Source organism: Paenibacillus sp. FSL H8-0261 (assembly GCF_045040645.1).
Taxonomy (GTDB): domain Bacteria; phylum Bacillota; class Bacilli; order Paenibacillales; family Paenibacillaceae; genus Paenibacillus_AQ.
In genome coordinates this window covers 1,523,695-1,537,266 of record NZ_CP150297.1, presented here as the reverse complement: position 1 = coordinate 1,537,266, position 13,572 = coordinate 1,523,695, and the positions used below count along the sequence as shown (strand labels likewise).

Below are 13,572 nucleotides of genomic sequence, written 5' to 3'. Positions count from 1 at the left end.
AACTTCATTAGGATTACTGGCAAAGCATTAAATGACGGGAGAACAAACCTTTTTTAGCTTCACAGCGGTCTATAATCGTAAATCCAGCCTCCGTGATCATCTCATCCATCGGTTCAATCGCAACGATAACTACCCGATCTGCAATCCGGCGCGCATTCACTAGAATCGCAAACTGTTCCTCAGGTGTAATACTAGAATATAGATTATAAGGCATATCTACAATAGCTACATCGTAATGTTCTGTGATGTCAGCAATATCTCCAAGCGTAACCTCACTTGTGAATCCAAAATGAGCAATATTCGTTCTGGCACCGATCGCGATTTGAGGGTTAATGTCACGTCCAACCATATTGATTCCCATCGAGAGGGCTTCTACCATTACTGTTCCGATGCCGCAGCAAGGATCGATGGCTCGTACACCTTCCGGATTCGGAACGGCTATATTGACCGCAGCTCGGGCTACACGTGTGCTAAGCGCGATAGAGTAGCTACGCGGCTTTTTCATTTGACGGAACCAGGTGGCCTTGTTCTTATGATAAGCTCCAAAGTACCAGCGACCGCCCAGAGTAACAATGCCATATACCAACTGAGGGTGGTTTACATCCGCTTCCCCTTCAATACGTAACCCAATTTCCCGCTCGATCACTCTTCGCTCATCATATTCTATTTTGTCCGCAGGGGACAGATCATTGGTCTTCACAAAAATAACCTTAAACGTCTTGCCGCCAAGCTCCACCTGCTCAGTCTGATCATAAATCTCAGGCAAGCTATCTCCCTCGTACATGACATCAATTCGTTCTTTAATGAAGGGACTACGGCTTACATCCACCTCTACCTCACTCTTAAAGATTGAAGAAGGCACTTCCTCTCCAAAAAGACAACGAAGCTCCATCTGGCATAGAGATAACTCATCCTCTGAACAGGTGTACGTATATATAAATGTGTTCTTTCCACTTTTCTTTTGCAAAATAATCCATCCTCTATCCCAGTAAATTGTACTCCTAGCTTGTTACTCTTGCGTATCGTGCTGACTATCATACCCGATACGCGCTTTGGCGATTTCAGCGTTGTTTCTATTGACCCATTCCACTAGGGAAGTTAAAGGATCCAGCAAGGACTCTCCTAAACTTGTCAGACCATATTCAACAGTCAAAGGTACCGTAGGCGTAGCTTTACGCCAAACTATACCATCTCGTTCTAAATGACGTAGGGTCTGGGTCAGCATCCGTTGTGATATACCACCAGAACGCCGCTGCAGTTCTTTAAACCGCAATGCTTCTGCACCCAAATTAACAATGATGAGCACACTCCATTTGTCCCCAACCCTGTCTAGAATTTGGCGGGTAATGGAGCAATCCTCCAGCGTCGGAATTAGCCGAATGGGTTCGTCCATTGAATGTTCCAAAGTGGTTACCTCCATGTAACTTAAGCATGTAATTGTGCCTTCTTGTCCCTTAAGCTTAATCAGCTTATCATGGTTACTGTTAGTAATCAACAACCGGAAAGGAACTATTAATTACGAAAAAAAGCACCGGTCACGAGGATCAGATAAGACGTCTTTCTAATCGCTTTTGATCCATAGTGAGTTCTCCAGTATAATGATTCCTATAGAATGCTAAACAAGACGGTCACGCATGGCGATTAAGCTCATAGCCGGTTTTGCGCAGCAAAACTTAAGGAGGTACATACACACTATGTCATATGAAACGTATTTTTCAACACACCGGGATGAACATCTCGAAGAACTAAAACAATGGCTCAAGATTCCAAGTATTTCTGCCTTGTCTGAGCATAAGGACGATGTACTAGCTGCAGCCCATTGGCTGACAGACACACTAAAGAAAGCCGGACTTGAGAACATTGAACTTCATCCGACAGCGGGACATCCCGTCATATATGCTGACTATCTTCATGCTCCGGGTAAGCCAACCATTCTTGTATACGGCCACTACGATGTGCAGCCAGTAGATCCGCTAAACCTGTGGACTACACCTCCGTTTGAACCAGAGATCCGTGACGGCAAGCTGTATGCACGTGGAGCAACGGATGACAAAGGACAAGTATTCATTCACCTCAAAGCGATTGAAGCAATCCTGAAACAAGAAGGTACTCTTCCTGTTAACATCAAGCTCTGTATCGAAGGCGAAGAAGAAATCGGCAGCGCAAATCTCCCTCCATTCCTGGAAGCTAACAAAGAGAAGCTGGCTGCAGATGCGGTGCTAGTCTCCGATACTTCCCTGCTGGAACGTGGTCGCCCTGCAATTTGCACAGGACTACGTGGCCTAGGATCACTTGAAGTGAGCGTAACTACAGCTCTTACAGACCTGCACTCCGGCTCTTACGGTGGTGGTGTTCCGAATGCACTGCACGCTCTCGTGTCCCTGCTCAGCTCCCTTCATGACGACAAAGGCCGTGTTTCTGTAGAAGGCTTCTATGATGGTGTACCTGAACTTTCTCCAATGCTACGTGAGGAATTCGTGAAGCAAGGCGTGAATGAAGATAAGATTCGCGAAGGACTTGGACTCGATGCGTTATACGGCGAAGAAGGTTATTCTTTTGTAGAACGTATTGGTGCTCGCCCTACACTTGAACTTAACGGTGTCTATGGCGGCTTCCAAGGCGAAGGAAGCAAGACAGTTATTCCAAAAGAAGCACATGCCAAGATTACTTGCCGTCTCGTTGGCGATCAGGATCCACAGCATATTCTTGATGCCGTTGAAGCGCATCTGAAGGCTAATATTCAAACCGGAGCGAAAGTGCATGTGACGCAAATGGAGAAGGCACGTGCCTTTAACATTGATCCATCGAACCCTATTCTACAAACTGCAGCAGACGCTTACGGCAAAGTATACGGAACCCGTGCCCTCTTCACCAAAGACGGTGGCTCCATTCCGATCATGGAAAGCTTCTCCCGTGTACTTGAAGCACCAGTGGTCCTGATGGGCTTTGGCCTTGATGATGAGAACCTGCATGCACCGGATGAGCATTTCAACCTAGAGAACTTTGATAAGGGACTGCTCACCATTGTTGAGTTCTTGAAGACTGTTTAAGAGAATCAGGTAGTATAACAAAGCCAGACTCCTCTTCATTGAGGAGCCTGGCTTTTTGATATCTAAGAATAGTTCATGACAAAACCATCAACCAAAACATAAAAAAATCCTTGCATCGCAAGGATTTGAAAGTTTAAATTATGGAGCGGGTGATGGGAATCGAACCCACGCTATCAGCTTGGAAGGCTGAAGTTCTACCATTGAACTACACCCGCATTGGAAAGTGAGTACAAGAGATATTGTATCACCCCCATAAATAAAAATCAACATTTTTTTATGCGAAATATAAGACATAGAGTATGGTGTGAAACTTATACTTCCTTATATTTTACAAGGAAGCGCCAAGGGGAGCCTTTTTCAAAAATGAGGTCTCAAATTCAGCTGCTTGAATAGGTTTACTGAACAAAAACCCTTGAGCTTCATGGCAATGCTGCTCTCGCAAAAACTGCAGCTGCTCCTTGTTCTCCACCCCTTCTGCGGTAACCTTGAGCTTCAAATGATGCGCCATAGAAGTAATCGTGGAGACTATTGCCGCATTATTACTGTCCTCCATAACCTCAGAGACAAACGATCTGTCAATCTTTAGCCTGTCGATCGGCATATCCTTCAAATAGTGCAATGAGCTATAACCTGTACCAAAATCATCGATGCTAATGAACACACCTAGCTCTTTCAAGCGCTTCAGCTGATCAAAAGCCGTTTCTTTATCCAAGGTCATACTCTCTGTAATTTCAAGATCTACATAACATGGATCCAAACCAATATCGGTCAGAATGGTATGAATTTTACCAGCCAGGTTCGGCTGAAGGAATTGACGCATAGATAAGTTGATAGAGACGCATATCGGCTGGTAGCCTGCTAGCTGCCACTGTTTATTTTGCAGGCACGCCGTCTTCAGTACCCATTCCCCAATGGGAACAATTAGCCCGCTATCCTCAGCTAATGGAATAAACTCATTAGGTGAGACAATACCACGCTTAGGATGATTCCAGCGCAATAAAGCCTCCATACCTACAATCTCTTCTGTCTCCAGTTGCACCTTTGGCTGATATAAGAGATAGAACTCATCACGCTCAAGCGCTCTTCGAAGGTCATTTTCCAGCTTCAGGCGTTCCTTTGCCTTCATCTGCATGGCTGGGATATAACGACGAATCTCCACACCCTGTTCCTTCGCATTATGAACAGCAGTATCCGCATTTTGAATGAGATGTTCAGCAGTTTCCCCGTCACCGGGATAAATACTCATCCCCAAGCTGAGTGAGATATGGTACTCGCCAGATTCTATATTAACGGGGGCTTCAAATAATCTGAGCAACTCTGTAGCTCGTGCCAAGCATTCTCCAAGACTTGCTCTTTCTGTCATTAGAAAAGCAAACTCATCCGCTCCCATACTATACAGTTCTTCACTGGATCTAGACTCATTACTGAGACGCTCAGATACCAATTTCAATAAAAGGTCTCCGGCATAATGACCCAGAGAGTCATTTATATTCTTAAAATGATTAATATTCATAATAGCCAAAGCTGAGAATTGATCATTTGTGTCCGTCTCTCCAGCATCAATCATTTCTTCTACACGCTGTGTCAGCCGACGTCTATTAGGAAGTCCTGTTAAATCATCATGATACGCCAAATAATTGATCCGTTCTTCGGCCAACTGTTTCTCGTAAAATGGCTCTTCAATTGTCAGGCGATACACGCCGGTAAGCAACTGGTAATAAGCAATTCCGCTACATAACATCCCAAAGAGATCATCAATATTTCCGCCACTTATGGGAGTCATAAAAAAAGCCTGGCCTAGCGAGAAAAAGATAAGTGCCCGAATAATAACAAGCAGCGAGGCTGACTTTTCATTATTCCCAGGAAATACGATGGCAGCAACACCTGCTAAATAAACAAAAAGTACTGCCAGATCAACGAATTGTTTAAGTGTACTCATCCAAGGCTTAGTAAATAACTCAGGCACTGCCGAGTGGATAAATACAAATAATGCGATGAAGAGCACGATCAACATGAAGGCGATTCTGAATACATTTCTTTTTTCGGTAACGGTCACAGGTTTGTCTTCTCTACTAAAAATAAACAAAATACCCAGCCCGCTGGATAGTCGTGAAAAGGTAAGCAGCCACCTTGATTCCTCAGGGGTTATTAACGATGAAATAAATGGAAATGCTACAAAGCCGAGTGTATGCAAGAAATCAATAATACATATTCCACCAAAAAGAGCTGCGACATATAATCTTCCTTTAGATAATCTGCTAGAGAAGAACAACCAGCCCTGTGCAAATATCGCAAATCCAAAAGCAACAGTACAACAGCCGACAATGAGATAGAGTGCAGAAATAATATCCCAATTGTCCAATCGGTTTAACGATGTATGGAAAATTTGAATGAATAGGAACAGTAAGGCTCCTATAATAGCCGCTTGAATTGTCTTTTTCTCTTCTTGTCTCATAGATCCCTCGCGTCTGAAAATGATGTCGATTATTAAGCAACTATGTATAGTCTTGTCCTATGTATAAATATCGGCTAGATCGGTCTTTAAAGTTACATTTCTTTTGTGAGGTCGTATTTTTATGGCGATTATTCATAAATCTTGCATAAATATAAACCATTTTCTTCTAGCAGGCAAGCAAAAATACCTTCAGGCTTCTTATTAGAACGGTAAGTATTTTAGCGAAAAATATTAGAATCATTTATCAGAGAAACTTATAGAAATTTTATTTTTATTCAAAAAAAAAGCACTTCCCCCTACGAACGGGTTCAGTGCTTCTGAACAACAGGTTTATTTATCTCCGAAGTTAACCTCTGGTGTTGTAAGCTTATCATAGAAATCAACCGCTTTATCCTTATCCGCCGATGCGCGAAGCGCCATTGCTGAACGTGGATGCTCATCAAGTGTTCCAGTGATCATGTAAGGAATGATATAGCCCCACTCTTCTTTTTCACGTAAAGGAATCATCAGGCGTTCAATGATATCAATTACAGGGCGCAATGTGTAACGTGTATTCTTCAAATGAGTCACTAGCAGCTCTGTAGGACAGTTCCCCGCAGCACGTCCCATTCCATAACAGGAAGCGTCCAGCAGCTCTACACCTTTCTCAGCAGCAATCAACGTATTGGAGAACGCGAGTTGAAGATTATTGTGGGTATGTACTCCCAGACGTTTGTTTGGCAAATGAGTTTTGAACTTCTCAACTAAGTAATTGATGTCGTTGTGATCTAGACTACCGTATGAATCCACAATGTATACCACATCAACTACACTCTCACGAATCATTTCGAAAGCTTCTAATAATTCATTCTCCATTACATTCGACAAAGCCATAATATTGATCGTTGTCTCATAGCCTAGATCATGGAAGGTTTGTACCAGTTGTAAGGCCTTCTCCACATCTTTGCTATAACAAGCTACCCGAATCAGATCCAGCATACTTTCGCTGCGAGGTAAAATATCATTCTCATCCACACGACCGATATCAACCAAAGCGGAAAGCTTCGTATGTCCCTTTTGCGGGATAACTTTACGTAAGAAGTCATCGTTTAGAAAACGCCATGGTCCAGCACCTTCTGCTCCTTTGAGCAGTTTAGGGGAGTTTTTATAACCGATTTCCATATAGTCAACACCAGCCTCATTCAAGCCGGCATACAAATTTTGCACAAATTCCACGCTGAAATCCCAGTTGTTAACGAGCCCCCCATCGCGAATGGTGCAGTCAACAATCTTACATTGATTAGTCTTCATAATTATCTCCCTTCAATTCCTGCAATCATCGTATCCGCTATTGCAATCATTATAACCTCTAGCATAGCTTTACTATGCAATTTATATCGTTCAATCATACTTTAATGAAGAATAAATTGTAAAGGTATTTCGCCTTTAGCACTTTAAAGTAATTATCACAGGAGGTCAGGGACAAATATCACAGTATACAAACACTTAAAAATGCTACATTACAAGAAAACAGTTGAGATTGATTCTCAATCTCTTTTGGAGGGATTACAATAGCTACTTCTACCTGCTGTTCCTTACTGGAATTACAACCTGGTGCTGCTGGAAATATTCATAAAATAGAAGGAATGAACCCCGTTCTACGCCGTCGTCTTGCTGATCTCGGAGTGTCAGAGGGTGTGAACATCCGTCTTAAAGGAAAGGGACCTTTTTGGGGACCGATTACGCTAGAATGTAACGGCCAGCTGTTCGCCATACGCCGCAAAGAAGCTTCTCTGATTGAGGTGAACGTATCTTGAGTTCTATAGCTCTTGTGGGCAATCCCAATACAGGGAAGACCTCTCTCTTCAATACATTAACGACTTCATACGAATATGTAGGGAACTGGGCAGGCGTTACGGTTGAGAAAAAGATCGGAAATCTGAAGAACGGGGCAGGCAAGCTCATTGATTTGCCCGGCATCTATTCTCTGCACCCACTCTCCCGTGATGAAGGGGTCGCAGCCCAATATCTGATAGAAGAATCCCCTGAAGCATTAATCAATATCGTGGATGCATCCCAGCTGGAACGTAATCTGCTGCTCACGCTTCAACTACTTGAGTATGGCAAGCCTACTGTACTCGGTCTTAATATGATTGACGTCGCTAATGCGCGTGGTATTCATATTAATCAAACCATTTTACAATCAAGATTGGGTGTCACCGTCCTCCCCCTTATAGCAAGAACCGGTAAAGGCAGCGTACAGATGCTCAGCATCCTCGAGGAATCGTCAGCTATTCCTGCTGTAAAGTTCAAGCTGAATTATGGTGAGGTCGTCGAGCGAGCGATATCTTCTATAGAAAAGGAATTACGTTCTATAAAAGATCTGCCCAATCACCGTTGGGTCGCTCTACAGCTATTGGAGCAGAATCCGGTTATACTTCAGTTTCTGAAGTCGCGTATAGATGTTACGGGACTGCTAAATATCTGTGAGTCTTGTCAGAGTGAGCTACAAATCAAAAAACTCGCCCTGACACTCCCGCAATGGATTCGCTCGAACCGTATGGAGTATATTCGCAATATTTGTGTCGAAGTCCTTGATACGACAGCTCAGAAGCCCCATAACTTAACCGAAAGATTAGATTCGGTATTGACTCATCGATTTTGGGGACTGCCCTTATTCATTTTCTTTATGTATGCTCTCTTTAAGACTACATTTGACTGGGTTGGCGGCCCCCTATCGGATATCGTAGATGGCCTGATTTCCGGCCCTATTAGTGATGGAACAAACTCGCTGCTTCAGACCATTGGAGCTTCAGGCTTCACGCATGCATTGATTGTGGATGGCATCATCGGCGGTGTAGGCGGCGTACTGGTCTTTGTTCCGCAAATCTTCATTCTCTTTCTGATCATTTCCTTCCTAGAGGATTCCGGATACATGGCAAGGGTCTGCTTGTTGATGGACAGCACCATGGAACGAATGGGACTGAACGGAAAAGCATTCATTCCATTTATCATTGGTTTTGGTTGCAATGTACCGGCCATTATGGCGGCGCGAAGCATCGAACAGCCCAAAGACCGCATGCTGACAACCCTGTTAATGCCGCTGATGTCTTGTTCTGCAAGATTACCTGTTTATGCATTATTCGCAGTTGTATTCTTCCCAGAGCAACAAGCGTTTGCCGTTCTCTCTATGTATGTTATGGGTATTGTTTTTGCCCTAATTCTTTGTAAGGTATTCTCTAAATACTTATTCAAGAATGAATCCTCCGTCTTCATCATCGAACTTCCTCCTTACCGAATGCCGCAGATCAAAACCTTATCGCGCAGCACTTGGGAGAAGGGCAAAGGGTTCCTTCGTAAAGCGGGAACGATTATTCTAGCTGGATCAGCCATTATTTGGTTCATGTCTTATGCTGGTCCTGGCGGATTTGATGTAGAAATGGATCATAGCTATCTAGCTAAATTCGGAGGCATGATTGCACCACTACTGGAACCGCTTGGTTTCGGAACGTGGCAGGCCGGCTCTACCTTGGTCCCAGGATTTTTAGCGAAAGAGGTTGTTGTGTCTACGATGAATATCATCTATCACGCACCAGATACCGCTGGATTAGAGAATCAAATTTCACAAGTCTTTACACCGCTAAGTGCAATCAGCTTTATGGCCTTTATCCTGTTATATATTCCTTGTCTGGCCACTGTAGGGGTTATCAAAAAAGAAACAGCCTCTTGGAAATGGACTTTCTTCTCCATTGGCTATTCTCTTGCTCTGGCGTATATCGTATCTTTTGTTATTTTCCAAGGTGGGCGATTATTAGGCTGGTCATAGAACTTGTAATTCGTTGATTCTCTTAATGAAAGTGGGGCACCATAATGATAAATGTTCTAATCGTCACTCTGATCTTCGGTTATTCAGGCTGGATCATCTATCGACATGTGCAAAAGGGCAAGCAAGGCGCTTGCGCTGGCTGTGATAAGGGCAAGACCTGTTCTGCAGCGTCTTTAGATTCTCCCCTCTCCTGCTGCTCAACACCTGTTAATAAGAAGAAGTAGGCTTGCCTAACCGTTATATGAAAGGGTTCATAGTTTAGCTTGCATTGCTTTCGGGTATGTTTGTTATAAGCAACTACAGACCATACCTAAGGAGGTAATCACTATGAACACAAAAAAAACATTTTTTACAACTGCCGCATTGGGCGTAGCCTATTTACTGAAGAATAAGGGAACTCGCGATAAAATAATGAACAGTATTCAATCCTTTACTTCTCAATCGAAGGCTAAAAAATCCAGTGGCAATATTTAATCTTCAGCATTCTTACAAAAGCAAAGAAACCTCGCCTTAGGGAATGGTCGGTCTTCCATCCATTGTCCTAGGACGAGGTTTCTTTTTGTTGATTATGAAGAGCTAATCATTCGCTTTCGCTGAGCAACCACTGAACCAATGTGCGAACCATGACTCCTGTACCGCCTCTAGGATTAACTCCACGTTCTTTAGAAAGAAATGCGGTTCCAGCAATATCTAGGTGTATCCACGGCAGACCTTCCGCAAACTCACCTACAAATAACCCAGCGGTAGTGGCTCCCCCGAATCTTCCTGCGGTGTTACGGATATCGGCAACTTCACTCTTTAGCATTTCACGGAATTCCGGGTAAGCCGGAAGCTGCCATATTTTCTCACCCGAAACATTAGCTGCTGTCAGAAACTGCTCCATAAATTCCTCGTTGTTAGTAACAGCACCTGTAGCTATATCTCCTAATGTCGACAACACTGCACCTGTCAGCGTAGCGACATCAATAACTCGTTTCGCTCCCCATTCCCGAGCATAGGTCAGCGCATCCCCAAGTACAAGTCTGCCTTCTGCATCGGTATTCAATACTTCTATGGTTCTTCCGCTCATTGATGTAATGATATCCCCGGGTTTAAAGGCATTAGCAGATGGCATATTCTCAGCGGATGGAATGACCATTACGACATTAATTCGTGGACGTAATCGGCCTAATGCCTCCATGACTCCAAGCACAGCCGCTGCGCCTCCCATATCACTGATTAACTCTTCCATGCCTGGGGCTCTTTTTAAGGAAATTCCCCCCGTATCAAAAGTAATCCCTTTACCGACCAGCCCCACTACATTATCCCAGTGCCCCGTTCCCTGGTAACGGATGACGATCATTCGAGGAGGGTTTACACTTCCTTTTCCGACTGCGAGCAATCCGCCCATTCCTTTTTGCTCAATTTCCCGTTCATCCAGCACTTCGGAAGGAAATCCATAACGTTCAGCAACTTCTATAGCGGCCACAGCAAGGTCAGATGGAGTCAGCAGATTGCCGGGCATATTCGTCAAGTTCCGTGCCAGATTCGTAGCCTCACCAAAAGCCAGCCCTCTCTGCATGCCCAGATTCCAGTCACGCTCGAAAGTATCCGCTGGCTTCTTCTCGATAGTAAAAATAACCGAGTTTGGACCTATATATTGAGATTGCTCCTGCTTATAGGTGGGACGACGATAGGAACCAAGTGACACCCCCTCAGACAACGCATAGGCAATAGATACGATATCCTTATCTTCTGTTAGCTCCTGAACACCTTCAGGCAACTGAAACACTAGCTGTATTGCCTTCAATCGAAGTGCTGCACGTGCTATCTGAACCGCCATTTGACGTAGGTCTTCAGTACTAATTAATTGGTCCCCTTTTCCAACTAAAATAGCTACAGGACAACCAGATGGATAATCTAATGGCAGTACATAAGTCTGATTCAGCTTCCCACTAAAGAGACCTGACTTTCCTAATAATCGAATTCTGTCATTCCACCTCTCTGAGAGGCCTCCATGTTGGGCTTCCGACTCAGAGATGATAAGAATAAGGGCATCACCCTGTATTTCATTAATGGCACTGCCACTATTAAATTCTATATTCATTGTGTCTACCTCCATTTGTCTCCCAAAACCAACCCCCATTGTAACATAAGCAAGGCCGATCTCTGCATCTGTATTATCCGCAGGGATCAGCCTCTTAAACACTTTATATTCTAATCGAATGTACTAATGAATTAATGGCAATGAGATTACAAAATGAGTACCTTCATTAACTCTACTACTGACAGAAATGCATCCGCCATGATTTTTGATGATTCGGTCACTCACGGAAAGCCCTAGCCCTGTCCCATTCTCCTTAGTTGTAAAAAATGGACTAAATAACCTGTCCAGTGTACGGATATCCATTCCCTTTCCGTTATCAGAAATGAACATACGGACCTCAGAACCCTCTCTGTGGGCTCCAACCTCTATTATACCCATTAGACCATCTGCTCTATCCGCAACGGCCTCCATAGCGTTTCTAATCAGGTTGAGGACTACCTGTTTCATTTGTTTTACATCTCCAGAAATCATCATATCTCCCTCCTGAAAAGGATGTAGATTGATCTGGCAACCTTTCATCAGGGCTTCGCTCTCTGTAAGCAGCACTACTTCCTTGAGTAAAGCTGACACAGGAATCATTCCCACTTGAGGAACTGACGGCTTGGAGGAAGTAAGGAATTCATGAATGATATCATTGGCACGATCGATCTCTGCCAAGATTATCTTGCCGTATTCCTGTTTCCCAAGCTGCTGTAGATGCGGGTGAAGCAATTGAATAAATCCACGAATTGCAGTTAATGGATTCCGGATTTCATGTGCAATAGATGCAGATAATTTACCTAGCATAGCCAAACTATCGTTCTGGTAAGCCGTTTGCTCAATCAACTTATAATCGGAGATTTCTTTAACTGTAAACAAATAACAACCCTTCATTTGCTCTCCACAGCATAATGTAACCTTCCAGTAACGGCCATACTCGTCTAAAAATTCATAATTTGATTTTCCTTTGTATACCATCTCTCTATAGCTTTGCAGTACTTGCTTTTTCTTAAAGCGGCTTAGTCTAACGTTAGATAATAGGTGTGATATTGTACAGCCGACAAGGGAGTGACGGGTTAATTCTAGCATCCCGTACATTTGCTTATTTACAAAACTTATAACTCCCTCTTCATCAAAAAGCATGATTCCGCTGTCAATATTCTCTAGTACATCCTCGTATGTAGTATCCACAGGCCCTGACTGATAGGTTCTTCCCGGTAATAGAAGACTTTCTTGATATTGGCTAATCACGATACGAAGTTCCCCCTTTTACTGCATTTGACGAAGACGCTAAAGCGACATCAAATTACTATGTATTTGAGTATATGACGAAGCCGCCAGAACATTCGGTAATCGTTGCACTTTTTCCAACCGGTTCAATTATATTCCAATCATATCCAAGTGAAGTAGACAACGCAATCAGAGAAACTGTCGAATGATAAAAAAATTCATAAAATGATTCCAAAGACATATAAAAAATCACATCTAATTATATTTATTACTATTAATTCGTTCAATTGATTTAAACACGTTTAAGAAAAATTTAGAAAAAGCTAAAAGCCCTCGCAGTTGCGAAGGCCTTGATAAAGAAATGGGTCAGACCCAAATTGTAAATAATCTTACGCTTTCTGTTGCAGACGAAGGCGTCTTTGACTCATCACAGCTAATCTTTTCTTCAATTCCCGTTCCCACTTCGTATCCTCAATCTGTTTGGCTACAGCAAGCAGGTCAAGCGCCATATCGATCTGACTCCGCACAATAGCTAGAGGCTCTTCACTCTCGATGTTAATGACATTCTCGAATATTGCAGTTTCGTCTTCCATGACATAGTCCTGAAAATCCACATCAGTAACACCGTCTCCATGTGCGTATTCCGCCAAGATCTCATACTCGTTTTCGACCTTATAGTGAACCTCTACACGATGACATACCGGACAAAAAAGCAGGGGAACATTATGGACTTGCGTGCGATAATGTTTAAGGGTTCCCTTTGTTCCTACCATACTCGCTCCACAGCAAAAGCTCATATTTGTTCACCCTCCTTAGAATAACTAACCCATCTGAGTTTTTATTATTGTATTACATTACCCCAATGGAGATTCCTCCACTCGAGGACATAATATAACTTTTCACGCCTATTTTCAAATCCATTTTTTATTTAAGTCTTTTTTGGTGCAAAAAACCTCCATACAGAAAA

The 13,572-nt window shown here is 43.2% G+C and carries 12 protein-coding genes and 1 tRNA gene; 5 read left to right on the top strand and 8 right to left on the bottom strand.

Going from position 1 to position 13,572, the window contains the following annotated elements; translation table 11 throughout:
* Positions 1 to 13: 13 nt before the first annotated feature.
* Together MHI27_RS06780 and MHI27_RS06775 are read right to left on the bottom strand one after the other, a co-directional pair.
* The gene (locus MHI27_RS06780) at positions 14 to 967 is read right to left on the bottom strand and encodes a TRM11 family SAM-dependent methyltransferase (RefSeq protein ID WP_405175883.1); all 954 of its coding nucleotides are present in this window, start codon (positions 965 to 967) and stop codon (positions 14 to 16) included.
* Positions 968 to 1,009: 42 nt separating this feature from the next.
* Positions 1,010 to 1,405, bottom strand: a complete 396-nt coding sequence (locus MHI27_RS06775; RefSeq protein WP_405175882.1) for a winged helix-turn-helix transcriptional regulator — start codon at positions 1,403 to 1,405, stop codon at positions 1,010 to 1,012.
* Positions 1,406 to 1,694: 289 nt separating this feature from the next.
* On the opposite strand from MHI27_RS06775, the gene MHI27_RS06770 reads away from it, so the two are divergent.
* Complete coding sequence (locus MHI27_RS06770; protein WP_341049650.1) at positions 1,695 to 3,050, top strand: dipeptidase; 1,356 nt, start codon at positions 1,695 to 1,697, stop codon at positions 3,048 to 3,050.
* 141 nt (positions 3,051 to 3,191) lie between these two features.
* Here MHI27_RS06770 and MHI27_RS06765 read toward each other — a convergent pair.
* The 3 genes from MHI27_RS06765 to MHI27_RS06755 form a co-directional block, all read right to left on the bottom strand.
* Positions 3,192 to 3,265: transfer RNA gene (locus MHI27_RS06765), tRNA-Gly, on the bottom strand.
* Between the two features lie 113 nt (positions 3,266 to 3,378).
* Positions 3,379 to 5,505: a putative bifunctional diguanylate cyclase/phosphodiesterase gene (locus MHI27_RS06760; RefSeq protein WP_405175881.1), complete on the bottom strand. Its 2,127-nt coding sequence runs from the start codon at positions 5,503 to 5,505 to the stop codon at positions 3,379 to 3,381.
* Between the two features lie 330 nt (positions 5,506 to 5,835).
* The gene (locus tag MHI27_RS06755) at positions 5,836 to 6,795 is read right to left on the bottom strand and encodes an aldolase catalytic domain-containing protein (RefSeq protein WP_170880320.1); all 960 of its coding nucleotides are present in this window, start codon (positions 6,793 to 6,795) and stop codon (positions 5,836 to 5,838) included.
* A gap of 335 nt (positions 6,796 to 7,130) precedes the next feature.
* Here MHI27_RS06755 and MHI27_RS06750 point away from each other — a divergent pair, with 335 nt between their 5' ends.
* From MHI27_RS06750 to MHI27_RS06735, 4 genes are all read left to right on the top strand, one after another.
* Positions 7,131 to 7,301, top strand: coding sequence for a FeoA family protein (locus MHI27_RS06750; protein ID WP_231573393.1), 171 nt, complete (start codon positions 7,131 to 7,133; stop codon positions 7,299 to 7,301).
* On the top strand, positions 7,298 to 9,310 hold the full coding sequence (gene feoB, locus MHI27_RS06745) for a ferrous iron transport protein B (RefSeq protein ID WP_405175880.1): 2,013 nt from the start codon (positions 7,298 to 7,300) through the stop codon (positions 9,308 to 9,310). Before MHI27_RS06750 ends, feoB begins: the two co-directional genes overlap by 4 nt.
* Positions 9,311 to 9,354: 44 nt before the next feature.
* Positions 9,355 to 9,534, top strand: coding sequence for a FeoB-associated Cys-rich membrane protein (locus MHI27_RS06740; protein WP_076286329.1), 180 nt, complete (start codon positions 9,355 to 9,357; stop codon positions 9,532 to 9,534).
* Between the two features lie 103 nt (positions 9,535 to 9,637).
* Positions 9,638 to 9,784, top strand: a complete 147-nt coding sequence (locus MHI27_RS06735) for a hypothetical protein (protein ID WP_179085847.1) — start codon at positions 9,638 to 9,640, stop codon at positions 9,782 to 9,784.
* 106 nt (positions 9,785 to 9,890) lie between these two features.
* Here the strand turns inward: MHI27_RS06735 and MHI27_RS06730 are convergent, their stop codons facing one another.
* From MHI27_RS06730 to MHI27_RS06720, 3 genes are all read right to left on the bottom strand, one after another.
* Positions 9,891 to 11,396 carry a leucyl aminopeptidase gene (locus MHI27_RS06730; protein ID WP_405175879.1) on the bottom strand — a complete coding sequence of 502 codons (1,506 nt, stop codon included), beginning with the start codon at positions 11,394 to 11,396 and terminating at the stop codon, positions 9,891 to 9,893.
* A 123-nt stretch (positions 11,397 to 11,519) separates the two neighbouring features.
* Entirely contained in the window at positions 11,520 to 12,626 is a 1,107-nt protein-coding gene (locus MHI27_RS06725; protein WP_076298229.1) for an ATP-binding protein, read from the bottom strand.
* Between the two features lie 368 nt (positions 12,627 to 12,994).
* On the bottom strand, positions 12,995 to 13,402 hold the full coding sequence (locus tag MHI27_RS06720) for a hypothetical protein (RefSeq protein WP_042125131.1): 408 nt from the start codon (positions 13,400 to 13,402) through the stop codon (positions 12,995 to 12,997).
* Between the last annotated feature and the right edge of the window lie 170 nt (positions 13,403 to 13,572).

Coding starts and splice junctions, on each gene's coding strand:
- MHI27_RS06770 (WP_341049650.1), top strand. CDS start 1,695: ATGTCATATGAAACGTATTTTTCAACACACCGGGATGAACATCTCGAA.
- MHI27_RS06760 (WP_405175881.1), bottom strand. CDS start 5,505: ATGAGACAAGAAGAGAAAAAGACAATTCAAGCGGCTATTATAGGAGCC.
- MHI27_RS06755 (WP_170880320.1), bottom strand. CDS start 6,795: ATGAAGACTAATCAATGTAAGATTGTTGACTGCACCATTCGCGATGGG.
- MHI27_RS06750 (WP_231573393.1), top strand. CDS start 7,131: ATGAACCCCGTTCTACGCCGTCGTCTTGCTGATCTCGGAGTGTCAGAG.
- MHI27_RS06740 (WP_076286329.1), top strand. CDS start 9,355: ATGATAAATGTTCTAATCGTCACTCTGATCTTCGGTTATTCAGGCTGG.
- MHI27_RS06735 (WP_179085847.1), top strand. CDS start 9,638: ATGAACACAAAAAAAACATTTTTTACAACTGCCGCATTGGGCGTAGCC.
- MHI27_RS06730 (WP_405175879.1), bottom strand. CDS start 11,396: ATGAATATAGAATTTAATAGTGGCAGTGCCATTAATGAAATACAGGGT.
- MHI27_RS06720 (WP_042125131.1), bottom strand. CDS start 13,402: ATGAGCTTTTGCTGTGGAGCGAGTATGGTAGGAACAAAGGGAACCCTT.